Genomic DNA, 22,645 nt, shown 5'->3' with positions numbered 1-22,645 from the left:
CGGGGGCGGGGCACCGGAGCCGTACCGGCTCATGCATCGCGGCTTCGCGGCAGCACATTGTGTATCGATTCAGATCACCAGCCCCAGAATCCCCATGCTGCGCACGGCGCTGGATCGATTCACCCCCGGCGGGGCGACCCGACGCAGCCTCAGATACTGGCCCGTAGCCGCCCGCTCGCCGCGCCGGACCGCCGCGCACCGCCCGGCCGTCCCGTATCGACGGTTTCCTAAAAATCGTTTCAATCAAGTCTTGACGCTGCTGAAACAGCGCCGTAGCGTCCCAGCCCATCAGGCCGCGTCAGGCCACCACTCCCGTCCGCCGTCCCGAAGCGAGGGCAGCATGCCGTCAGGTACCGCTCACACGATCGTCGGTGTGTCGGCCCAGCTCTTCCGCACCCGGACGCGGCTGGCGCTGGACCCGGACGGCCATGAGCACCCGGGCGACGCACGCGAGGTGACCCGGGCGTTGCTCACCCTCACCGACGGCGAGGGCCACCAGGGCCGCTGCCTCGCCGACCCGGCGCACATCGGCCGGGAGCTGCTGGACGCCCATGTGCGGCCGGTGCTGCTCGGCCAGGACCCGCTGGACCGCGGGCGCCTGTGGCAGCAGCTGGCCCGCAGGCAGCGCGGCAGCGCCGGCACCCTGGGCAACCGGACGCTGGCGGCCGTCGAGCTGGCCCTGTGGGACCTGGCCGGCCGCCGGCTGGGCCTGCCGGTGTGGAAGCTGCTCGGCGGCGTACGCGACAAGGTGCCGGCGTACGCGAGCACCATGTGCGGCGACGAGATCCCGGGCGGCCTGTCCAGCCCGGAGGACTACGCGGCCTTCGCCGAGAAGCTCGTCGCGCAGGGCTACCACGCGATCAAGCTGCACACCTGGATGCCGCCGGTCTCCTTCGCGCCCAGCGTGGCGATGGACATCCGGGCCTGCGCGGCGGTACGCGAGGCGGTCGGCCCCGACGTGCCGCTGATGCTCGACGCCAACCACTGGTACAGCCGCGCCGAGGCGCTGCAACTGGGCCGGGCGCTCGACCGGTTGGGCTTCCACTGGTACGAGGAGCCGATGGAGGAGTCCTCGGTGCAGTCCTACCGGTGGCTCGCGCAGCAGCTGGACACCCTCGTCATCGGGCCCGAGACGGTCGAGGGCCGGATGCAGGCCCGCGCCGAGTGGATCACCGCCGGTGCCTGCGACATCCTGCGGGTCGGCGTCCCCACCTCCGGCGGCATCGGCCCGGCCCTGAAGACCGCGCACCTGGCCGAGGCGTTCGGCATGGACTGCGAGCTGCACGGCGGCGGCGCCGCGACGCTGGCCGTGCTGAGCGCGGTCGGCAACAGCCGCTGGTACGAGCGCGGCCTGCTGCACCCCTTCCACGACTTCGACGAACTGCCCCCGCACCTGCTGCGGGCCACCGCGCCCCTCGACGCCGACGGCTACGTCCACCTCAGCCCCGAGCCGGGGCTCGGCGAGGCCCTCGACACCGGCTACATCGACGCCGAGACGGTCGCCTCGTGGTGACGCCGCCCGGCTGACCCACCCGTACCCCCGTCCCCGCCCGTACCCCACCCGCCACGCCACCACCGCGTCCGCCTCCCGCGGGCGCCTGCCTACCGCGCAGGAGTACGTCCATGTCTTTGCGTGCCACAGCCGCCCCACGCCCCTCCCGCCCGCTGCGGACCGTCGCCGCCGCCACGACCCTGGTGTGCGCCCTGTCGCTCGCCGCGTGCGGCTCGGGCTCCGGCTCCTCCGACGGCGGGAAGGTCAAGCTGAGCTTCTCCTGGTGGGGCGACGCCTCCCGGGCCAAGGCCACCGAGGCGGCCGTGGCCGCCTTCGAGAAGGCCCACCCGAACATCACCGTGAGCACCCAGTACGCCACCTTCGCCTCCTACAACCAGAAGCTCGCCACCCAGATAGCCGGCGGCGGCGCCTCCGACCTGATCCAGATCGACTGGGGCAACCAGAGCCAGTACGCCAAGAGCAACACCCTGCTGGACCTGGCCTCCGGCCCCGGCAAGGTCGATCTGTCCGGCCTGGACCCGAAGTTCGCCGGCAGCGGCAAGGAGGGCGACAAGCAGGTGGCGGTGCCGTTCGGCCAGGCCACCCAGAGCTTCGTCGTGGACGTCACCAAGCTCCAGTCGCTCGGCGTGAGCGTGCCGGCGGCCGGCTGGACGTGGGACGACCTCAAGGCGTACGCGCAGCAGGTCCACGACAAGTCCGGCGGCAAGGTCGCCGGCATCGCCGACCCCGGCACCACCTGGGCGGCCTTCCAGTCCTGGCTGCTCCAGCGCGGCAAGCAGCTCTACACCGACGACGGCAAGCTCGCCTTCACCCAGGACGACCTCGCGGGCTTCTGGACCTTCTGCGACGACCTGCGCAAGTCCGGGGCGGCGACCCCGGCCAACCAGACCGCGACGCTCATCTCCGGCCCGGCCGAGGACCCGCTGGCCAAGGGCACCGCCGCCGCCGAGTGGGACTACGACAGCATCTACGCCAGCCACGCCGCGGCCACCAAGGACACCCTCGCGCTGCTGCCGCTGCCGGCCGAGTCCGGCCAGACCGGGATGTACGCCAAGCCGTCGATGCTGCTGTCGGTCTACGCCCGCTCCAAGCACCCCAAGGAGGCCGCCGAGCTGCTGAGCTTCCTGGTCAACGACCCGCAGGCCGCCGCCGCGCTGGGCACCAGCCGCGGGCTGTTCCCCAACCTGGCGGTCCGCAAGCAGCAGGACGCCGGCGCGACCGGGCCGGACAAGGTGGTGTCGGACTTCGAGGCGGCGAGCGCGTCGCTGCTCAGCGCCACCCCGCCCGCCCCGCCCAAGGGCGACGGCCAGCTCATCACGCTGATGCAGCGGATCTACGGCGCGGTCAGCTTCGGCCAGCAGAGCCCGCAGGACGGCGCGGCCTCCTTCATCCAGCAGGCCCAGCAGATCCTCGCGCAGTGACCGCCCGGCGGCTCCGGCCGCCCCCGCACCCGGCCTGAACCAGGCCGCATCGACAGCCCGCAGCGGCCCGGACGCACGGACGTACGGACGCACGGACGAAGGAGGAAGCCGGTGAGCTCGACGGCCAGGCTCGACAGACCGGTGCCGGTGGTCCCGGCGCCCAGGAAACGCAAGGCCGCGCCCGCCCGGGGCCTGGGCGACCGCACCGCCGGATACGTCTTCCTGCTGCCCTGGTTCGCCGGGCTCGCGGTCTTCACCGTCGGGCCGCTGCTGTACTCGCTGTATCTGTCGTTCACCGACTACGACCTGCTGGACGCGCCGAAGTGGACGGGCCTGGCGAACTACCGCCAGATGTTCACCTCCGACCCGCGGTTCTTCCACGCGGTGCGGGTCACCCTCGAATACGTGGTCGTGGTGACCCCGGTCAAGCTGGGCCTGGGCCTGGCGGTGGCGCTGCTGCTCAACCGCAGGCGGCGCGGTATCGGGGTCTACCGCTCGCTGTTCTACCTGCCCTCGCTGCTGGGCACGAGCGTCGCGGTGGCACTGGTGTGGCGCTCGATGTTCGCGCAAGGCGGCGCGGTCTCCGACGGGCTGGCCTCGGTCGGGCTGCCGAAGACCGACTTCATCAACGACCCGACGTGGTCGCTGCCGGCCATCATCCTGCTGTCGTGCTGGCAGTTCGGCGCGCCGATGGTGATCTTCCTGGCCGGCCTCAAGCAGATCCCCGCCGAGCTGTACGACGCCGCCGACGTGGACGGCGCCGGCACGTGGCAGCGGTTCTGGCACGTCACGGTGCCGCTGCTGTCCCCGGTGATCTTCTTCAACCTGCTGCTGGAGACCATCAACGCCTTCCAGGCGTTCACCCCGGCCTTCATCGTCAGCGGCGGCACCGGCGGCCCGGCTGACTCCACGCTCTTCTACACGCTGTATCTGTACCAGACCGGCTTCAACGACTTCCGCTTCGGTTACGCCTCCGCGATGGCGTGGGTGCTGCTGGCCGCGGTCGCGGTCGTCACGGCCGCGATGTTCCGGCTGTCGCGGGTGTGGGTCTTCTACGGGGACGGAGGCGCCCGATGAGCGACCAGGCCCTGCTCGCCGGCCGCACCCCGCCGGCCGCCGCCCCGGCCCCGCGCCGCCCGCGCCCGTACCGGCCGCTGGTCTGGTACGTGCTGGTCACCGCGCTCGCGGTCGTGGTGGTCTACCCGGTGATCTGGATGCTGGGCACCTCCTTCAAGCCCGCGACCGAGATCGTCACCTCCAACCGGCCCTGGCCGCTGCACTGGACCGGCCACAACTTCCCCGACGGCTGGCACGCCAACCCCGGGGTGACCTTCGGCCGCTTCTTCGCCAACTCCCTGGTCATCTCGGGGTTCGCCGTCGTCGGCACCCTGGTGTCCTGCTCGCTGGCGGCGTACGCCTTCAGCCGGCTGGAGTTCCGCGGGCGCTCGGTGATGTTCGCCGGCATGGTGGTGACGATCCTGCTGCCGTACCACGTGCTGATCGTGCCGCAGTACGCGATCTTCAAGCGGTTCGGCTGGATCAACACCGACCTGCCGCTGATCGCGCCGAAGTTCCTCGCGACCGAGGCGTTCTTCATCTTCCTGATGGTGCAGTTCATGCGCGGCATCCCCCGGGAGATAGACGAGGCCGCCCGGCTCGACGGCTGCGGCCCCTACCGCACCTACTTGTGGGTGGTGCTGCCGCTGACCCGGCCGGCGCTCATCACCAGCGCCATCTTCAGCTTCATCTGGACCTGGAACGACTTCTTCACGCAGTTGGTGTACCTCAACGACACGAGCAAGTTCACGGTGCCGATCGGGCTCTCGCTGTTCGTGGACCAGACCGGCATGACCTCCTACGGGCCGATGATGGCGATGTCGGTGCTGGCGCTGGCGCCGGTCTTCCTGTTCTTCCTCGCCTTCCAGCGGCTCCTGGTGGACGGCGCGACCTCCAGCGGACTGAAGGGATGACCGCGATGCACACCACCGCTTCCCGTTCCGCCGCCGGCGGCGGGCGCCGCGGCCCGGTGCTGGGCGCCGAGCGCGGCGAGCAGGTCAGGACCGCGGCCGAGACGATGGCCGTCGGCGCGCTCTTCCTGGTCTTCTCGCTGCCGCTGGTCACCGCCGGGGCCGCCTGGTGCGCGGCGGCCGAGGTCGTGGCCGGCTGGCACCGGGGCCGGGAGGCGCCGCTGCTGCGGACCTTCGCCCGCGTGGTGCGGCGCGACCTGTGGCCGGGGCTCGCCCTCCAGGGCGCGGTGCTGGCCGTCCTCGCCGTCACCTGGTTCGAGGTGCACGCGGTGCTCGGCTCCCGGATCCCGGGCCGGCCGGTCGAGGCGGCGGCGCTGGTCGTCGCGGGCGCGGCGGCCGTGGCCTTCGCGCTGGTCGCGGCGGGCTGCCGGGCGGCCGGCCGGACGTCATGGCGCGACGGGCTGCGTACGGCGGCCCGGCTGTCGGCCGCGGCGCCGGCGACCGTGCCGCTGGCCGTGACGGCGCTGGCGTGCGTGGCCGCGCTGGTCGCGGTGATCCCCGCCTTCGCCGGCTTCATGGCCGGGCCGCTCGCCTACGCGGTGTCGGTGACCGTGGCCCGCGCCGCCGGCCGGACCGAGGAGGCCGGCCGATGACGTCCGCACACTCCGGCGGCCGGATCAGGGTCGCGATCGCCGGTACGGGCGCGGTCGCGCGCGGTTCCCACCTGCCGGCGCTGCGGGCGCTGCACGACGAGGTCGAGCTCGTCGCCGCCTTCGACGTCGACGAGCAGGCGGTGCGGGCCTTCTGCACCGAGGGCGGGGTGCCGTACGCGTACACCGACCTCGGGCGGATGCTGGCCGAGCAGCGGCCCGGCCTGGTGGTGGTGTGCACCCCGCCGGCCGTCCACCGGGAGCAGACGCAGGCCGCGCTGCGGGCCGGGGCGTGGGTGTGGTGCGAGAAGCCGCCGGCCCGCTCGCTCGCCGAGTACGACGCCATGACGGCGGCCGAGGGCCCGGACGGGCCGTACGCCGCCATCGTCTTCCAGCACCGCTTCGGCTCCGGCGCCGAGCACGTACGGGGCCTGCTGGCCCGCGGCGACCTCGGCCGGCCGCTCGCCGCCCACTGCCAGACCACCTGGTACCGCGACGCGGCCTACTACGCCCCGCCCGGGCGCGGCACATGGGCCGCGGAGGGCGGCGGCACCACGATGGGCCACGGCATCCACCAGATCGACCTGCTGCTGGAACTCCTCGGCCCCTGGGCCGAGGTGCGGGCGATGGCCGCGCGGCTGAGCCGCGACATCGAGACCGAGGACGTCTCCACGGCCCTGGTCCGCTTCCGGTCGGGCGCGCTCGCGACCGTCCTGAACAGCGCGGTCAGTCCCGACCAGGTGAGCCGGATCCGTATCGACTGCGAGCGGGCGACCGTCGAGCTCAGCCACCTCTACCAGCACGCCAACAAGGACTGGCGGATCACCCCCGCGCCCGGCGTCCCGGCCGAGCGGCTCGCCGGGTGGCGGGACATGGGCCCGGACGTGCCCAGCTCGCACCTGGCGCAGCTGCGCTCGCTGCTCGCCGACCTGCGCGCGGGCCGCCGGCCGCGGGCCAGCGGGGCGGACGGCAGGACCAGCCTGGAACTGGTCGGCGCCCTCTACAAGTCGGCGCGGACCGGGGCCGCCGTCACGGCCGGCGAGATCGGCCCGGGCGACCCCTTCTACACCGGCGCGCCGCCACTTCCCGCCGCGGCGGAAGGAGTACGGGCATGACGTCCGCCGACGGCACGGGCGCCGTGCGCCGGGTGTGCTTCCTGCTGAAGGTCCGCCAGGAGCGGCTGGCGGAGTACCGCGAGCGCCACTCGGCGGTGTGGCCGGACATGCGCGCGGCGCTGTCGGCGGCCGGCTGGCACAACTACTCGCTCTTCCTGCGCGACGACGGCCTGCTCGTCGGCTACCTGGAGACCGCGGACTTCGAGCGGGCGCGGGCCCTGATGGACGCCACGGAGGTCAACGCGCGCTGGCAGCGCGAGATGGCGCCGTTCTTCGAGGCCCTGGACGGCGCCGCGCCGGACGCGGCGATGGTCCCGCTCAGCGAGGTCTTCCACCTCGACTGATCCCGGGCCCCGGGACGGCGGCACGGGGCGGCGCGGCCCGCGGCGGACTGCCTCCGCGCGCCCGCCGCGGCCACTAATCTGTCGCTGAGACACGACACGGGAGACAACACAACCAATGATCGGCATCAAGGACGTGGCCCGGGAGGCCGGCGTCTCCGTGGGGACGGTCTCCAATGTGATCAACCGGCCGGACCTGGTCTCCGAGGCGACCCGGGTGCGCGTCCAGTCCGTGATCAGCCGGCTCGGCTACGTCCGCAGCGAGTCCGCCCGGCAGTTGCGGGCCGGCGCGAGCCGCATCGTGGCGCTGCTGGTGCTCGACATGGGCAACCCGTTCTTCGTGGACGTCGCCAGTGGCGCCGAACGGGCCGCCCGCCAGGCGGGGTTGCGGGTCATGGTGTGCAACAGCGCGCAGGACGCGGGCGAGGAGGCGGACTACGTCGCGCTCTTCACCGAACTGCGGGTGCGCGGTGTGCTGGTCACCCCCGCCGACCCGGCGGGCCGCAGCCTCGCGGCGCTGCGCCGGCAGAACATCCCTTACGTGCTGGTCGACCGGGTCGCGGCCGACGCCGACGCGTGCTCGGTGTCGGTCGACGACGTGACCGGCGGCCGGCTGGCCGCGCAGCACCTCATCGACGCCGGGCACCGGTCGTTCGTCTACGTCGGCGGCCAGGCCGCGGTGCCGCAGGTGCGCGACCGGCGGGCCGGGGCGCTCGCCGCCCTGGCCGGCGCCGGGCTGCCGGCCGGCGCGCTGATCGACGTCACGACGAACCGGCTGGACGTGGCCGCCGGGCGCGACGCGGGGGCCCGGCTGCTCGGCCTCGCGCCCCGCCCGACCGCCGTCTTCTGCGCCAACGACCTGCTGACGCTCGGTGTTTTGCAGTCGCTGTTCGACGCGGGCGTCAAGGTGCCCGACCAGGTGGCGATCGTGGGCTACGACGACATCGAGTTCGCCGCCGCGGCGGCGGTGCCGCTCACCTCGGTGCGGCAGCCCGCGGCGGAGATGGGCCGGATCGCGATGGAGCTGCTGGCGGCGGAGACCTCGGCCGCGGCGGAGGGCGGCGGCCCGCATGAGCACCGGCAGATCGTGCTGCAGCCCGAGCTGGTCGTGCGCAGCTCCAGCCTGCGCCGGGGCTGACCGGCCGTCAGGCGTCATCGCGCCAGCAGGGCCTCGGCGCCGGCCCGGTCGCGTACGCCGTCGGCGACCACGAGCCGCAGCGTGATGGGGAGCCGGCGGCCGGGCTCCAGGCGGACCGGTGCGCTCCAGGCCAGCGCCGAGCCGATGCCGGCGTATTCGGCGACCCGGACGAACCAGGGGTCCTGCCGGGTGCGCGGGTCGGTGCCCGCCAGTACGGCGGTCCAGGAGGCGGCGCCGTCGTCCACGGCGAGCGCGAGCCAGTCCGCGCGCGAGCCGTTGACGGCCTCCTCCCCCGCCTGCCGGGCGGTGAAGACCGTGACGCGGTCGGCGGGGAGCGGGGGCAGCCGCCAGAAGAAGCCGCCGTATCCGGCGCCGGTACGGCCGTTGCTGCCTGGGCTGCCGAGCGCCACGGCCCGGTCCCCGGCGGTGGTCAGCTCGCTCGACCACTCCAGCGACCACGCCCCGCCGGGACCGGCGCCGACCCGTATCCGCCGGGTCTCGTGCAGCAGTTCGCGGCCCGAGCCGTCGCACCACAGCAGGTCGTGGCCGAGGGTGTCGCCGTCCTGGCGGGCGGGCGCGGCCTCGCGGACGGTGCCGAGCTCGCCCGGCCGGTAGCCGTGGTCCCGTACGTAGGTCGGGCCGCCCCAGAGGTTGACGCCGTTCACGTCGGGGAGGGCGAGGCCGAGGCCGCTGTGCCAGGGGTGGTCGGCGGGGTGGGTGCCGGTCAGCAGGGCGCCGCCGGGGGCGCGCAGCGGGTGGGCCACCGGGCGGACCACCGCCTGGGGCGGGGCGGGGGCGTCCCAGCCGTACCGGCCCACGTCGTGCCCGCCGGCGGTGAGCGGCAGCGGCCGGTGGGCCGCCTCGTGGTCGCTCCGGCGGTTCCCGGCTGTCCGCGTCACGCGCCCGCCCCCTTCTGCCGCGCCCGATGGGTTATTGAAACGATTTTATCAAGCGTGGGGCCGGTCGGACAGCCCGCCGGCCGCCGGGTCGAGGACCATCTCGATCTCCGACGCGGAGGGGTCGTCCTTCATCGGGGCGGTCCACCCGGAGCGGACGAACCCGAAGCGCCGGTAGAAGCGCTCGGCCCGCGCGTTGTCCTGGTGGACGTACAGCCGCACCCGGGTCACGCCCTCGGTTCCCGCCCAGTCGACGGCCGCGGCGAAGAGCGCGTCGATGACGCCGGCGCCGCGATGCTCAGGGCGGACGAAGACGCCGACGATGTGCGCCTGGCGTGCGTCGACGGGCTTGCCGAACACGTCCTGCGTGCCGGCCTCCTCGATCAGCGCGGTCGCCGTGCCGCTCCAGGTGCCGTCCGCGGTCTCGGCGACGAACTGCCGGACGCCCGCCCCGCTCCCCGCGCCGCCGGCCGCGCGCTCGGCGCGCTCCTGCCAGAAGGAGTCAGGTTGCGCGGCGGCCTGCTCGTACGTCTCCAGGAAGGCGATCGGTGCCGCCGGGTCCCGCAGCGCCGCCAGCCGCAGTTCCCGCACCTCCCGCCACTCCTCGGGGCGGACGGGCCGGACGCGGCGGACCGGGGGGACAGGGGGGACGGTGTCGCGCGGATCCTGGTTCATGCTGCCGCACCCTACGGGACCGCCGGCCGTGGGCTCCATGGTATTTCCGCAGGTCCCCGCCCTTCGGGTGGGGCGCCGGGCGGGGCGCGGACCCCGTGCGCGGGGGTGGCACGGGGTCCGCGGGGGAAGTACCGCCGAGGGTTCAGGAGGCGGTGGTGACGGCGACCCGCCACACCGTGCCGGGGCCGGCCTGCACCTTCCAGGCCAGGTCCGGTGCGGTGGCGGGCGGCACGACCCCGGTGAAGGCCGTGGTGGCCTGCGCCGGGGTGCCGGCGCAGTCGCTGCCCACGACGACCGCGGAGCGGTCGGTGAGCCGCAGGCCGCCGGTGCCGCCGGCGCACAGCCAGTGGACGGTCACCGCGGCCGACGTCCCCACCAGGCCGGTCAGGTCCAGCGGCTGCGGGCCGGCGCCCGAGCGCTGGAGCACGACCTTCGTTCCCGCCGGAAGGGGGTCCGGCAGCGGATCCGCCAGGGCGGCGCCCGAGGGCGGGGCCGGCGCGGAGGCGGTGGGCGGCGCCGCGGAGGGGGGCGGCGCCGACCGTGCGGGCTGCCCGGCGCCGGCGGCCCGGGTGCCCGCGCTCTGACAGCCGGTCAGGGCCGTGAGCGCGAGCACCAGCGCGGGTGCCGCCGCGGGCAGGAGGATCCGGGAACGCGTTGCGAGGGCCACGTGGCTGCTCCCTTGGCGGGGCCGGTCAGGAGTGGCCGATGTACGGGGCGAGCTTCGGCAGGTTGATGGTGCCCTTGCCGAGGGTCTTGCTGCTGCAGTTCGGCTGCGTCTGGGTGGTGATCCAGTTCATGTGCGAGCCCTGCGAGCCGAGGGCGAGCCAGCCGGTCTTCTGGCTGGAGGGCACCTTCCAGGTGCCGCCGAGGGTGACGGTGGTGGTCTTGCCCCACGAGTAGCTGCCGCCGTACGTCTCCTTGGCGGAGGCGACGATCAGGCCGACCTCGACGGTGCCGCTCGCGGAGACGGTGCCGGTCCACGAGGTGCCCTTGGCGGCGGTGATCGACAGCGTCACGCCGGTGGCGCCGTAGACCCGCTTGCCGGGGTCGGGCACGAAGACGGTCTTGGCTCCGCTGACCAGGGTGCCCTTGTCCATGGGGCAGGACATGGGGTGCACGGTGCCGGCGGTGCCCGGGTCGGCGGCGAGGGCGCCGGGCGCGGCGCCGATCGCCAGGACGGCGGCGGCCGACGCGACCGCGGACGCGGTGATGGCTGTGCGACGTTTCATGAGGACTCCTCGGATTTCCCGTGCATGGCTGGGCACCGTCCGGGGCGGAATTCAACGCAGCCGGATGTTCGCCTTTTCTGTGGGCGAATCCCCCTGGCCGGCACGCCTGACGGTGGGCCAGATCATGTCAGCCGGCTGTGAAAGAAAGCAATGGTTCTCATAGCACTTCGGGAAAGCCTGAGGTTTTCTTGAGGGGCGCCTGGAGTTTCCGATCCGTTTCGGAATTCCGCCCAGGGGACGGGGCGCGCGGACCCTCCGCCGCGGGCGGCGCGCCCTGGGGCGCGTTGCATTCATATCGAGAATATGCGATTCTTCGATGCGTTGCACCGGTACGAGGAGGGAACGCGACATGACCGCAGTGCGCGCGGACGAGCTCGGACGCTTCGGCGTGTGGACCTTCGAGTTCGAGGGCATGCCCGCCGCCCGGCTCCGGGACACCGCCCAGGAGCTGGAGGGGCTCGGCTGGAAGGCGGTGTGGATCCCGGAGCTGCTGGGCCGGGACGCCTTCACGCACGCCGGCTTCCTGCTCGCGTCCACCACCGCCCTGCGGGTCGTCAACGGCATCGCGCAGATCTGGGCGCGCGAGGCCCGCTGGGCGAAGGGCGCGAGCGGGCTGCTGGCCGACGCCTACCCGGGGCGGCACATCATGGGCCTCGGCTTCGGCGGCGAGCCCAGGCCGGGGGTCAAGCCGCTCGCCGCGATGGCCGGCTACCTCGACGCGCTGGACGCCCCCGGCGACGCCAACCCCGCGCCAGCCGTCCCGGTCCGCCGGCTGCTGGCCGCGTACGGGCCGGGCATGCTGCGGCTGGCCGGGGAGCGGGCGGCGGGCGCGCACACGTACCACGTCACGTGGGAGCACACCGAGCGGGCGCGGGAGATCCTGGGCCCGGACGCCTTCCTGGGCGTGGAGCACGCGGTGCTGTTCGAGACGGACCCGGCCGCGGCCCGGGCCGCCGCGCGCGAGCACCTGCGGACGTATCTGGCGACGCCGTACAACATCGCCAAGTTCCGCCGGCTCGGCTACGGCGACGACGACCTGTCCGGCGGCGGCAGCGACCGGTTCGTGGACGACCTGGTCTTCTGGGGCGGCCCCGAGGACATCGCCGCCAAGCTGCACGGGCACATCGAGCGCGGCGCCGACCACGTCGGCGTCCAGGTGCTGGGGACGCCGCCCGGGCAGAGCCCGCTGCCGCGCTGGCGGCAGCTCGCCGGCCTGCTGCTGTGAGGGCGGTGCGGGCCGTGCGGGCTGTCGGGGCTGTGGGCGCTGGGGGGTTGTGAGCGCGGCCGGGCCGCCGGGGTCCGGGCCTTGGCGGCCGTCGCGCGATCCGGCTCAGACCTCGGTGCCGAACGACCGGGCCAGCTCGGCGATCCGCTCGGCGTCGCGCCGGTAGTGCGTCCACTTCCCGATCCGGCTCGACCTGACCAGCCCGGCGCGCTCCAGCGTCGCCATGTAGCTGGAGACGGTCGACTGGGCCAGGCCCGACTTCGCCTGGATGTGCGTCACGCACACCCCGTACGCCCGGCGGTCGGCGATCGGCTCGTAGGCGGCGAAGTTGGCCTCCGGCTCCTTGAGCCAGCGCAGGATCTGCAACCGGGCCGGGTTCGCCAGCGCCTTGAAGACCTCGACCAGCCGCTCGGGGTCCGCCGCCGCGCCACCGCTCACCGCGAGCCGCCTCTCCTCGTCCGTCCCCTTGGATCAGGATATCCCGATACGAGGGGTGTCCGCGGGCGCGGCGCGGGCCGCCGTCAGCCGGCCAGCAGCTCCCGCAGCAGCGCCCCGACCTGGCCGGTCTCGATGAGGAAGCCGTCGTGCCCGTACGGCGACTCCACCACCCGCAGCCGGTCGGAGCCGGGGATGCCGGCGGCGAGCTCGGCCTGCTGGTGCGGCGGGTAGAGCCGGTCGGAGTCCACGCCGGCGACGATCGTGCGCGCGGTGACCCTCCGCAGTGCCGCCGCCGTGCCGCCGCGCCCGCGCCCGACGTCGTGCGCGTTCATCGCCTCGGTCAGGACGACGTAGCTGGCCGCGTCGAACCGCCGTACCAGCGAGCCGGCGTGGTGGTCGAGGTAGGACTCGACGGCGTAGCGCCCGCCGTGCCACGGGTCCTCGGCGCCCTGCGCCGTGCGGCCGAAGCGCGCCGCCAGCTCCGCCTCGCTGCGGTACGTCATATGGGCCAGCCGCCGGGCGAGCCCCAGCCCGGCCGCGGGGCCGCCGCCGGGGCCCGCGTCGTGGTAGTCGCCGCCGCGCCACCGCGGGTCGGAGCGGATGGCGTGCAGCTGCACCGAGGCCCAGCCGATCTGCTCGGCGCTGGCCGCCGCGGTGGTCGCGAGCAGCAGCAGCGCCCCGACCCGCTCGGGCCGGCCCACCGCCCACTCCAGGGCCCGCATCCCGCCCATCGACCCGCCGACGACGGCCGCCCAGCGCCCGATGCCGAGCGCGTCGGCGAGCGACGCCTCGGCCGCGACCTGGTCGGCCTGGGTGAGGAAGGGGAACGCCCCGCCCCAGCGGCGGCGCGGCCCGCACGACAGCGAAGTCCCGTACGGCGCGGGCCCGTTCGAGGCGGGCGGGTCCGCGGGGGTGTCCGCGGGCGGGTCCTCGCGCACGGCCGGGGACGGCGGCCGGTACGACGACGGGCCGGTGGAGCCCTGGCAGCCGCCCAGCACGTTCGGCGCGACGACGAAGTAGCGGTCGGTGTCCAGCGCCCGGCCGGGCCCGACGACGGCGTCCCACCAGCCCGCGGTGGGGTGTCCCGGCTCCTTCTCCCCCGCCACGTGGCTGTCGCCGGTCAGCGCGTGCAGCACCAGCACCGCGTTGGAGCCGTCGGCCGCGAGCCGGCCCCATGTCTCGTACGCGATCCGTACGCCCGGGAGTTCGCCGCCGGCTTCCAGCGGCAGCGGGCCGGGCAGGTCGTGCAGCAGGCGGCGGCCGGCGGGGTCCCCCGGCTGCCACGCCCCGGAGGCGGGCGGCAGGGGGACCCCGGCGGGCGCCGGCCGGGTTCCGCTGGTGTTCAGGACGCGCCCTTCGCCGCGCGGAAGCCCGCCTCCAGGTCGGCCGTGAGGTCGGCGAGGTTCTCGATGCCGGCCGAGAGCCGTACCAGGCCGGGCGAGGTGCCGGTCGCGGCGAGCTGCGCCTCGTCGAGCTGGCTGTGGGTCGTGGACGCCGGGTGGATGATCAGGCTGCGGACGTCGCCGATGTTGGCCAGGTGGCTGAACAGCTGCACGCCGTCGACGAACCGCCGCCCGGCGTCCGCCCCGTCGCGCAGCTCGAAGGCCAGCACCGCGCCGGCCCCGCGCGGCAGGTAGCGCTGCCCGGCCTCGTACCACGGGCTGGAGGGCAGGCCCGCGTAGTGGACGGCCTCGACCTCGTCGCGCGCCTCCAGCCACTCCGCGAGGGCCTGGGCGTTCGCCGAGTGCCGCTCCAGCCGCAGCGACAGCGTCTCGACGCCCTGGAGCAGCAGGAAGGCCGAGTGCGGGGAGAGCGCCGGGCCGAGGTCGCGCAGCAGCTGCACCCGCAGCTTGATCGCGAAGGCGCCGGGGCCCAGGGCCTCCCAGTACTTCAGGCCGTGGTAGCTGGGGTCGGGCTCGGTGAAGTCGGGGAAGCGGTCGGCGTGCGCGCCAAAGTCGAAGGTGCCGCCGTCGATCACGACACCGCCGATCGTGGTGCCGTGCCCGCCGAGGAACTTCGTCGCCGAGTGCACCACGATGTCCGCGCCGTGCTCGACGGGCCGCAGCAGATACGGCGTCGGCACGGTGTTGTCGACGATCAGCGGCACGCCCGCGGCGTGCGCGACGTCCGCGACGGCCCGCACGTCCAGGACGTTGCCGCGCGGGTTGCCCAGCGTCTCGGCGAACAGCGCCTTGGTCCGCGGGCCGATCGCGGCCCGCCACGCCTCGGTGTCGTCGGGGTCGTCGACGAAGGACACCTGGATGCCGAACTTCGGCAGGGTGTGGTGGAAGAGGTTGTAGGTGCCGCCGTAGAGGGAGGCGCTGGAGACGATGTGGTCGCCGGCCTTGGCGAGCGTCAGGATCGCCAGCGTCTCGGCCGCCTGCCCGGAGGCCACGGCGACGGCCGCGACCCCGCCCTCCAGGGCGGCCAGTCGCTGTTCCAGGACGTCCTGCGTGGGGTTGTGGATGCGGGTGTAGATGTTGCCGGGCTCGGCGAGCGAGAACAGGTCGGCGGCGTGGCGCGTGTCGCGGAAGACGAAGGACGTCGTCTGGTAGATCGGCACCGCCCGCGCCCCGGTGGCCGGGTCGGGGACGGCGCCGGCGTGCACCTGGCGGGTCTCGAAGGACCAGGCCGCCGCGGGGTCGGCGGCGGCCTCCTCGGGGGTGTGGCCGGCGGTGACGGAGTCGATGGGCTGGCTCATGGCTCTCCTGGCGGGGATACGGGGTGGGGGTACGGGGTGGGTGTGCGGGGCGCGGGCCGTGCGGTCAGGCCGGCCGGCGGGCGAGGACGTCGGGCCACCAGCGCTCGGCGACCCGCGGGTGCGAACGCAGCCAGCCCAGCAGGGCGTTGGCCCCGTACTGCGCGAGCAGCGGGTTGTCCGGGTCGTCGCTGACGCCGCGGGCCCGCGCGGCGAGCTCGGGCGGCAGGGTCAGCGGCTCGACGACGGCGTCCAGGCGCGGGGCGAGGAAGAACGGCAGGGAGTAGCGGTCGACGCCGGCCCGCGGGCTGACCACCCGGTGCGCGGTGGCCTTGAGGTAGCCGCCGGTCGCGATCTCCAGCATCTCGCCGATGTTGACGACGAACGCGCCGGGCACCGGCGGCACATCGGTCCAGCCGCCGTCGTCGCGCCGCACCTGGAGCCCGCCGACGCCGTCCTGCTGGAGCAGCGCGAGGTAGCCGTAGTCCTTGTGCGCGCCGACGCCCTGGTCGGCGTCGCGGGCCGGCCGCGGCGGGTAGTGCACGATCTTGAGGTGGACGGCCGCCTCGTCGTCGAACCAGCGGTCGAAGTGGTCCTCGTCCTGGCCGAGGGCGGCGGCGAGCGCCCGCAGCACCTCGCGGCCGACCCGCAGCGCCTCGGCCTGCCAGCGCAGCACGGTGCCGCGCAGCCCCGGCAGCGCGGAGGGCCACTGGTTGGGGCCGATCAGCCGCAGGTAGTCGGGGTCGCCGGGGGCGGTCGGCACGGGCTCGCGCTCGGGCCCGATGTCGAGCTGCTCGCGCCAGTCGGCCCGGCCGGCGGTGTGCTCGGTGCCGGTGCGCGTATAGCCGCGGAAGTGCGGGGAGTTGACGTTCTCGATCTCCAGCCGCCGCTCCTCGGGCAGCGCGAAGAAGTCGTGTGCGGCCCGGAGCGCCTCCTCCTGGAGGGCGGCCGGGAAGCCGTGGCCGGTGACGAGGAAGAAGCCGACGTCGTGGGCGGCGGCGCGCAGCCCGGCGAGGAAGGCGTCGCGATCGGCGGCGGGGTCGCGGAAGGCGGAGATGTCGACGACGGGCAGGGGCGGGTGCTGCGCCATGGGAGTCCTCCGGGTCGGCCTGCGGCTGGCGGCCGTGGGTCACGGCGGGTGCGCGCGGGCGCCGGAGTGCCCGTACCGGTGGTACGGGTCGGGTGCTGCGGGCGTCGCGCGGCGGGGTGCCGCCGCGCGGTCGCGCCGGGGAACGCCGGTCACCTGGGAGGCAGGCGGGACCGGGAGGGCGGTGTCGCGGGCGGCGGAGGCGCGCTCAGCGACAGATCTGGTCGAACTGGTCGGCGCGGCGGCCGACCCAGAACGGGTCGAGCAGCACGGTGTGTGCCGCGGCCTGGCCAGGAGTCCTCATGCACGGGATCAAAACACACCCCCGCACCGGCCGTCCACCCCCTCTGCCCCTGGGGCAAGGTGACGGCCCGTCGCCGCCGGGATGCCCGGGTCCGGGGGCATATGCGGGGCCGCGGTCGCGCCCGGGGTCGGGTGCGGGGCGGTACGGGCGGTCATGTGCCGGGTGAGCGCCCACAGCACGAGCCCGAGGACGCTGAAGGCCGCGCCCAGCGCGCAGACCGCGGCCCAGCCGGCCGCGGCGTAGAGCGCGGTCGCGGCGAGGGCGCCGGTGGCGCTGCCGGCGGAGTAGAAGACCATGTAGCCGCCGATGAGCCGGCTCCCGGCGTCCGGGTGCAGGGCGTGGATGAGGGTCTGGTTGGTGACGTGGACCGCCTGCACGGCGAGGTCCAGCAGGACCACGCCGGCGGCCAGCGCCCACAGCGAGCTGCGGGTGAGGGCCAGCGGCAGCCAGGAGGCGGTGAGCAGCGCGAAGGCGGCGCCGGTGGTCGGCCCGGCGTGCCCGCGGTCGCCCAGCCGCCCGGCGGCGCCCGCGGCCAGCGCCCCGGCGGCGCCGAGCAGGCCCAGCGCGCCGATGGCGGTGTGGGACAGGTCGTACGGCGGCGCGCTCAGCGGCAGGGCGACGCTGCTCCACAGGGTGCTGAAGGCGGCGAAGACCAGCAGCGCGAACACCGCCCTGACCCGCAGCAGCGGTTCGCGGGCGAAGAGGGTGACGGTGGAGCGCAGCAGTTGCCCGTAGCGCAGGGTGGCGGGCGGGTGGGCGCGGCGGGGCAGTACCCGGTGCAGGACGAGGGCGAGCAGGGCGGTGAGCGCGGCGGAGGCGAGGTAGACCGCGCGCCAGCCGGCGAGGTCGGCGACGGCGCCGGAGGCGGTGCGGGCGAGCAGGATGCCGACGACCACGCCGCTGGTGACCAGGCCGACGACCCGGCCGCGCGCGGCGGGCGGGGCGAGGGAGGCGGCGAAGGCGACGAGGGTCTGGGTGACGACCGCGAGCAGGCCCACCGCGGCCAGGCCGGCGAGCAGCACCGGCGCGGTGGGGGCGGTCGCCACCACGGCCAGCGCGGCGGTCAGGCCCAGCAGTTGGCCGACGACCAGGCGCCGGCGGTCGGCGATGTCGCCGAGCGGGACGAGGAGGAGCAGGCCGAGCGCGTAGCCGGCCTGGGTGAGGGCGACCACGCCGCCGACCAGGGCCGGGCTCAGGGCGAGGTCGCGGCCCATGGTCACCAGGAGCGGCTGGGCGAAGTACACGTTGGCGACGGCGGTCCCGCAGGCGACGGCGAAGAGCGCGACGACGCGGCGGGACAGGGTGAACGGCGGGCTCTGCGGGCCCGCGGTCCGGGGTTCCTCGTTGCCGGGCATCGGCGCTCCCTGCCTCTCGCGGCCGTCTCGCGGCGCTTCCGCCGCTGTCCGGCGGCTTCTGGTTGCAACTTGCCACCAGCGGTGACGGTAGCCGTATCTGGTAGCATGTTGCAACCGGATCTGGCCGGGTCCGCGGAGGGAGCGAGGCACGCCATGGTGACCAGGACCCGCTTCGACGACAGCGAATGCCCCGTCGCCCGCTCGGTGGACGCGATCGGCGACTGGTGGTCGCTGCTGATCGTGCGGGACGCCTTCGACGGCAGCCGGCGCTTCGGGGAGTTCCAGCGCGGCCTCGGCGTGGCCAAGAACATCCTCACCGCCCGGCTGCGCACCCTGGTCGCCGGCGGCGTCCTGGAGACCGTGCCGGCCTCGGACGGCAGCGCCTACCGCGAGTACGTCCTGACCGGGAAGGGCCGGGCCCTCTTCCCGGTCGTCGTGGCCCTGCGGCAATGGGGCGAGCAGAATTCCTTCGCCCCCGGGGAGCCGCACTCTCAGCTCGTCGACCGCCGCGACGGGCGGCCCCTGCGGGCCCTGGAGGTGCGGTCGGCCGACGGGCGCCGGCTGGACCCGGACGACACGACCGTCCGCAAGGTCGCCGGCCGCTGACCCGGCGCGGCCCGGGGCGCGCTACAAGTCGAGGACGACCTCCTGGGTCGGCCTGGAGCAGCAGATCAGCACGTCGCCCTCGGCGGGCGGCTCGACGGGGTCGGGCGAGTAGGCCACCTTGCCGGACAGCAGCGGGAGTTCGCAGGTGTGGCAGACGCCCGTGCGGCACGACCACTGGACGGGCACGTCGCACGCCTCGGCGAGTTCCAGCAGCGAGTCCCGGGCGTCGTCCCACGGGACCTCAAGGCCGCTGCGGGCGAAGGACACGGTGGGGCCGGTGCCGGTGCGGTCGGCGGGCTGGTGGGGGGCGGTGGCGGCGTGGTCCTTGATGCCGGGGGTCAGCGCGGCGGTCGCGCCGAAGGTCTCGGTGTGGACGCGGGAGGCGGGCAGCCCGACGTCGGCGAGCGCGCCGGTGACGCCGGCCATGAAGCCCTCGGGCCCGCACAGGTAGGCGTCGGCCTCGGCGGGCAGGCCGAGGCCCCGGACGCGCTCGGGCGACAGGTGGCCGGTGTCGGTGTAGTCGACGCCGCGGCGGTCGCCGGCGGCCGGCCTGCTGTAGTAGACCTCCGCGCGGGCGTGCGCGAGCGCGCCGACCAGCTCCCGGCTCTCCCGGGCGAACGGGTGCTCCGCGCCGTCGTGCGCCCCGTGCAGCCACCACACCTCGCGGTCGGAGTGGTCGTGGGCCAGGGTGTGCAGCATGGCCAGCACCGGGGTGACCCCGACGCCCGCGGAGAGCAGCACCACCGGGTTGTCGCCGTCGGCGAGGCAGAAGGTGCCGCGGGGCGCGGCGCAGTCCAGGCGGTCGCCGGTGCGCACATGGCGGCGCAGGCGGTTGCTGGCCGCGCCGTGCGGCTCGGCCTTCACGCTGATCCGGTACGTGCCGGTGCCGGGCTCGCCGGACAGCGAGTAGCTGCGGATCAGCGGCGGGCCGCTCCCGTCGGGCCGGACCTTGACGGTGAGGAACTGCCCCGGCAGCGCGTCGGGCAGCGCGGAGCCGTCGGGGGCGGCCAGGTGCAGCGAGAAGACGCTGCGGCTCTCGGGCTCGATGCGGGTGACGACCAGAGGGCGGAAGCCCGGCCACGCCGGGGGCGGGGCGGTCGCCGCGGTGTTCAGGCCGGCGCTGCCGGAGGCCGGGGCGCCGCCCGCGCCCGGGCCGCCCCCGGCGTCCTGGTCGCGCAGGGTGCGCAGCGACGCCTGCCAGCCGGGGCTGAGCGCGGGGATCCGCAGCGCCCGCTCGACCTGCTCGCGGGTGTGCCCGGGCAGGTAGAGCACCGCGTCGATCTCCGCGACGGTCATCGCCTCGGGCCCGGTGGCGACCTTGACGATCTCCTGCCCCGCCTCGACCTCGCCCTCCTCGATCACCCGCAGGTAGAACCCGGGGCGGTGGTGCGCGACCAGCAGCGCCGCCATGCGCGGCTCCCCCAGCCGCAGGCCCACCCGGTAGCAGGTCACCCGGGGCTGCGTGACCTCGAAGAGCGCGCCGCCGACGCGGTAGCGGTCGCCGATGCAGACCTCGTCGTCCGGCAGTCCGTCGACGGTGAAGTTCTCCCCGAAGATGCCCGGCGTGAGGTCGTCGCGGCCCATCTCCCGGGCCCAGTGGCGGTAGGAGTCGGCCTGGTAGACCAGCACCGCGCGCTGCTCCCCGCCGTGCCCGTGGAGATCGCCCTGGCCGTCACCGTCGATGTTGAGCCGCCGCGCCATCCGCGGCCCGCTCACCGGCTGCTTGTACACGCCGGTGCGGACGGTCTTCCCGTGCCAGGGCACGTCCTTCGGCATCCCCACGCTCACGGCTACCAGCCCGGCCACGGCGCCACCTCCCTCGGGTCGCCCCGCCCCCGCGTCCCCCCGGTTCCTCCCGGTTCCTCCCGGTCCTTCCCGCCAGCGTACGCGCGTACGTCCGCGGTCGCCGCGCGGCGGCACAGCGGTGCGCGCGCTGTAGGGCGGGTTCCCGGGCCGGAGCAAAAAGAACGGGGCCGCGGGGAATGGTGACGGGAGCTGTCACCTTTGGCGTGCACCGTGGAAGCATGGACAACACCACGAAAACGCTCGCCGGCCGGATCGCGCTCGTCGCCGGGGCGACGCGGGGGGCGGGGCGGGCGATCGCCGTCGAGCTGGGGCGCGCAGGGGCCACCGTCTACGTCACCGGGCGGACGACGCGGGAGCAGGTCAGCGAGGTCGGGCGCGGGACGGAGACCGTCGAGGAGACCGCGGAGCTGGTGACCGCGGCCGGCGGCGAGGGGATCGCCGTGCCGACCGACCACCTGGACCAGGAGCGGGTACGGGCCCTCGTCGGGCGGATCGACGGCGAGCGGGGGCGGCTGGACATCCTGGTCAACGACCTGTGGGGCGGGGAGCACCTGCTCGCCGGCTCCGTCTTCGGCAAGAAGAGCTGGGAGACGCCGCTGGACACCGGGCTGCGCATCCTGGACCTGGGGGTGCGCTCGCACGTCGTGACCGCCGCGCTCGCGCTGCCGCTGCTCATCCGCTCCGACGCGCCGCTGCATGTCGAGGTCACCGACGGCACGGCGGAGTACAACGCGCGCTACCGGGAGAATCTGTACTACGACCTCGCCAAGAACGCGCCGATCCGGATCGCCTTCGGGCTCGGCGAGGAGCTGGCGCCGTACGGGGGGACGGCGGTCGCCGTCACGCCCGGCTTCCTGCGCTCGGAGCAGATGCTCGCGCACTTCGGCGTGACCGAGGAGAACTGGCGGGACGCGGTCGCCAAGGACCCGGTGTTCGCCATCGCGGAGTCGCCGCGGTATCTGGCCCGCGGCCTCGCCGCGCTCGCCGCCGACCCGGAGCGGGCCGCGCGCTGGAACGGCAGGTCCACCTCCAGCGCGGAGCTGGCCCGGGTCTACGGGGTGCGGGACGTGGACGGCAGCCGGCCGGACGCGTGGGGCTACATCCAGGACGTGGTGCACGACGGCAAGGACGCGCCCGCGGAGGACTACCGCTGATCGCCGTCGGCGCCGGCGTAGAGCGCGGCCAGGCCCCGCGCGTGCGTGCGGAAGCGGGCACGCAGGGCCGCCGGCGCCAGCACCTCGGCGTCCGCGCCCAGCACGCACAGCTGGGCGAAGGCGACGTCCTGCGACTCCACCGGCAGGTCGAGCGTCACCCGCCCGGCGGCGTCGGGCGCGGACGCCGAGGCCAGCGCCTCGGCCGCGCCGGCCGGGTCCGCCACGCCGGGCAGCCGGCGCAGGCCCTCCGGCGTCAGCCGCAGCCGTACGGTCTCGCGCAGCAGCGCCCGGGCGAAGGCGGCGGAGTGCGCCTGCCAGTAGCCGGCGAGGTCGAAGCCGGGGTCGCGCGCGAACTCCGGGCCCGTATCGGTGAGTTCGCGTATCCGGTCCACGCGGTAGGTACGCCACTGCGCCGCCTGCGGGACGCGGCCGACGACGTACCAGACGCCCGCCTTGAGGACGAGCCCGTACGGCTCCAGCCGCCGGGTCACCGTGTGCGGCGCGGCGTCCTCGCCGGCGGGCCGGGCGTAGCCGAGCTCGACGGTGCGGTCGGACCACACCGCGCGGGCGAGCTCGGGCAGCACCTGCGGCGCGGAGGGTTCGCGGAACCAGGCCGGGGCGTCGAGGTGGAAGCGCCGCACGGAGGATTCGGCGGCGGCGCGCAGCGAGGGCAGCAGCGTCGCGGAGAGCTTGAGCCGCGCGGCGCCGGCCGCGTCGGACAGGCCCAGGTCGCGCAGCGCGGTCGGCAGGCCGGAGAGGTACAGCGTCTCGGCCTCGGTGGGGTGCAGCGTGGTGAGCCGCGTACGGTGCCCCGGCGCGAGGTGGTAGCCGCCGCCCCTGCCCCGCTCGGCCCGTATGGGCACGCCCGCTTCTTGCAGCGCCTGCGCGTCACGGATCACGGTCCGCGCGGACACCTCCAACTCACGCGCGAGCGCGGCAGCGGTCAGCCCGGGCCTGGACTGCACGAGCAGCGCCATACGGATCAGTCGAGCAGCACGCATGCGGCCAAGCATCCCCGATCCGCCCG

The 22,645-nt window shown here is 75.0% G+C and carries 22 protein-coding genes; 11 read left to right on the top strand and 11 right to left on the bottom strand.

What is annotated here, in order from left to right; genetic code table 11:
• The first annotated feature begins 373 nt into the window (after positions 1 to 373).
• The 8 genes from HCN08_RS13440 (at position 374) to HCN08_RS13405 (ending at position 8,145) form a co-directional block, all read left to right on the top strand.
• Positions 374 to 1,513 carry an enolase C-terminal domain-like protein gene (locus HCN08_RS13440; RefSeq protein WP_206318739.1) on the top strand — a complete coding sequence of 380 codons (1,140 nt, stop codon included), beginning with the start codon at positions 374 to 376 and terminating at the stop codon, positions 1,511 to 1,513.
• Positions 1,514 to 1,623: 110 nt separating this feature from the next.
• Complete coding sequence (locus tag HCN08_RS13435; protein ID WP_167983254.1) at positions 1,624 to 2,934, top strand: ABC transporter substrate-binding protein; 1,311 nt, start codon at positions 1,624 to 1,626, stop codon at positions 2,932 to 2,934.
• Positions 2,935 to 3,045: 111 nt separating this feature from the next.
• Entirely contained in the window at positions 3,046 to 4,011 is a 966-nt protein-coding gene (locus HCN08_RS13430) for a carbohydrate ABC transporter permease (protein WP_167983253.1), read from the top strand.
• Complete coding sequence (locus HCN08_RS13425; RefSeq protein WP_167983252.1) at positions 4,008 to 4,904, top strand: carbohydrate ABC transporter permease; 897 nt, start codon at positions 4,008 to 4,010, stop codon at positions 4,902 to 4,904. Before HCN08_RS13430 ends, HCN08_RS13425 begins: the two co-directional genes overlap by 4 nt.
• A gap of 5 nt (positions 4,905 to 4,909) precedes the next feature.
• Entirely contained in the window at positions 4,910 to 5,554 is a 645-nt protein-coding gene (locus HCN08_RS13420) for a DUF624 domain-containing protein (RefSeq protein ID WP_167983251.1), read from the top strand.
• Positions 5,551 to 6,666 carry a Gfo/Idh/MocA family protein gene (locus HCN08_RS13415; protein WP_167983250.1) on the top strand — a complete coding sequence of 372 codons (1,116 nt, stop codon included), beginning with the start codon at positions 5,551 to 5,553 and terminating at the stop codon, positions 6,664 to 6,666. The genes HCN08_RS13420 and HCN08_RS13415 overlap by 4 nt, the downstream gene beginning before the upstream one ends.
• Positions 6,667 to 6,689: 23 nt before the next feature.
• Positions 6,690 to 7,010 carry an L-rhamnose mutarotase gene (locus HCN08_RS13410; protein ID WP_167983295.1) on the top strand — a complete coding sequence of 107 codons (321 nt, stop codon included), beginning with the start codon at positions 6,690 to 6,692 and terminating at the stop codon, positions 7,008 to 7,010.
• Between the two features lie 115 nt (positions 7,011 to 7,125).
• Positions 7,126 to 8,145, top strand: a complete 1,020-nt coding sequence (locus HCN08_RS13405) for a LacI family DNA-binding transcriptional regulator (protein WP_167983249.1) — start codon at positions 7,126 to 7,128, stop codon at positions 8,143 to 8,145.
• 14 nt (positions 8,146 to 8,159) lie between these two features.
• Here the strand turns inward: HCN08_RS13405 and HCN08_RS13400 are convergent, their stop codons facing one another.
• From HCN08_RS13400 to HCN08_RS13385, 4 genes are all read right to left on the bottom strand, one after another.
• Positions 8,160 to 9,044, bottom strand: a complete 885-nt coding sequence (locus HCN08_RS13400) for a DUF6807 domain-containing protein (protein WP_167983248.1) — start codon at positions 9,042 to 9,044, stop codon at positions 8,160 to 8,162.
• 48 nt (positions 9,045 to 9,092) lie between these two features.
• Entirely contained in the window at positions 9,093 to 9,716 is a 624-nt protein-coding gene (locus tag HCN08_RS13395) for a GNAT family N-acetyltransferase (protein ID WP_167983247.1), read from the bottom strand.
• Between the two features lie 142 nt (positions 9,717 to 9,858).
• The gene (locus HCN08_RS13390; RefSeq protein WP_167983246.1) at positions 9,859 to 10,383 is read right to left on the bottom strand and encodes a hypothetical protein; all 525 of its coding nucleotides are present in this window, start codon (positions 10,381 to 10,383) and stop codon (positions 9,859 to 9,861) included.
• 25 nt (positions 10,384 to 10,408) lie between these two features.
• The gene (locus HCN08_RS13385; RefSeq protein WP_167983245.1) at positions 10,409 to 10,945 is read right to left on the bottom strand and encodes a hypothetical protein; all 537 of its coding nucleotides are present in this window, start codon (positions 10,943 to 10,945) and stop codon (positions 10,409 to 10,411) included.
• Positions 10,946 to 11,294: 349 nt separating this feature from the next.
• Here HCN08_RS13385 and HCN08_RS13380 point away from each other — a divergent pair, with 349 nt between their 5' ends.
• Positions 11,295 to 12,170, top strand: coding sequence for a TIGR03620 family F420-dependent LLM class oxidoreductase (locus HCN08_RS13380; protein ID WP_167983244.1), 876 nt, complete (start codon positions 11,295 to 11,297; stop codon positions 12,168 to 12,170).
• Positions 12,171 to 12,275: 105 nt separating this feature from the next.
• On the opposite strand, the gene HCN08_RS13375 is transcribed toward HCN08_RS13380, so the two are convergent.
• The 5 genes from HCN08_RS13375 to HCN08_RS13355 form a co-directional block, all read right to left on the bottom strand.
• Positions 12,276 to 12,608: an ArsR/SmtB family transcription factor gene (locus HCN08_RS13375; protein ID WP_167983243.1), complete on the bottom strand. Its 333-nt coding sequence runs from the start codon at positions 12,606 to 12,608 to the stop codon at positions 12,276 to 12,278.
• Between the two features lie 83 nt (positions 12,609 to 12,691).
• Positions 12,692 to 13,954, bottom strand: a complete 1,263-nt coding sequence (locus tag HCN08_RS13370) for a homoserine O-acetyltransferase family protein (RefSeq protein ID WP_167983294.1) — start codon at positions 13,952 to 13,954, stop codon at positions 12,692 to 12,694.
• Positions 13,951 to 15,309, bottom strand: a complete 1,359-nt coding sequence (locus tag HCN08_RS13365) for a bifunctional o-acetylhomoserine/o-acetylserine sulfhydrylase (protein ID WP_167983242.1) — start codon at positions 15,307 to 15,309, stop codon at positions 13,951 to 13,953. The genes HCN08_RS13370 and HCN08_RS13365 overlap by 4 nt, the downstream gene beginning before the upstream one ends.
• A 64-nt stretch (positions 15,310 to 15,373) precedes the next feature.
• Positions 15,374 to 16,396, bottom strand: a complete 1,023-nt coding sequence (locus tag HCN08_RS13360) for an isopenicillin N synthase family dioxygenase (protein ID WP_167983241.1) — start codon at positions 16,394 to 16,396, stop codon at positions 15,374 to 15,376.
• A gap of 309 nt (positions 16,397 to 16,705) precedes the next feature.
• Complete coding sequence (locus tag HCN08_RS13355; RefSeq protein WP_167983240.1) at positions 16,706 to 18,052, bottom strand: MFS transporter; 1,347 nt, start codon at positions 18,050 to 18,052, stop codon at positions 16,706 to 16,708.
• A 153-nt stretch (positions 18,053 to 18,205) separates the two neighbouring features.
• On the opposite strand from HCN08_RS13355, the gene HCN08_RS13350 reads away from it, so the two are divergent.
• Positions 18,206 to 18,658 carry a winged helix-turn-helix transcriptional regulator gene (locus HCN08_RS13350; RefSeq protein ID WP_167983239.1) on the top strand — a complete coding sequence of 151 codons (453 nt, stop codon included), beginning with the start codon at positions 18,206 to 18,208 and terminating at the stop codon, positions 18,656 to 18,658.
• A 21-nt stretch (positions 18,659 to 18,679) separates the two neighbouring features.
• Here HCN08_RS13350 and HCN08_RS13345 read toward each other — a convergent pair whose 3' ends face one another.
• Positions 18,680 to 20,464 (bottom strand): MOSC and FAD-binding oxidoreductase domain-containing protein, encoded by a 1,785-nt coding sequence (locus HCN08_RS13345; RefSeq protein WP_322974423.1) that lies wholly within the window; start codon positions 20,462 to 20,464, stop codon positions 18,680 to 18,682.
• 218 nt (positions 20,465 to 20,682) lie between these two features.
• Here HCN08_RS13345 and HCN08_RS13340 point away from each other — a divergent pair, with 218 nt between their 5' ends.
• Entirely contained in the window at positions 20,683 to 21,618 is a 936-nt protein-coding gene (locus HCN08_RS13340) for an SDR family oxidoreductase (RefSeq protein ID WP_206318737.1), read from the top strand.
• Here HCN08_RS13340 and HCN08_RS13335 read toward each other — a convergent pair.
• Positions 21,609 to 22,619: a helix-turn-helix transcriptional regulator gene (locus HCN08_RS13335; RefSeq protein ID WP_167983237.1), complete on the bottom strand. Its 1,011-nt coding sequence runs from the start codon at positions 22,617 to 22,619 to the stop codon at positions 21,609 to 21,611. The two genes, HCN08_RS13340 and HCN08_RS13335, sit on opposite strands and share 10 nt — an antisense overlap.
• Positions 22,620 to 22,645 lie beyond the last annotated feature (26 nt).

It is taken from the genome of Actinacidiphila epipremni (assembly GCF_012034175.1).
GTDB classification, from domain to species: domain Bacteria; phylum Actinomycetota; class Actinomycetes; order Streptomycetales; family Streptomycetaceae; genus Actinacidiphila; species Actinacidiphila epipremni.
The sequence above is the reverse complement of the archived record's forward strand: the minus strand, read 5'-3'. Positions and strand labels throughout refer to the sequence as shown.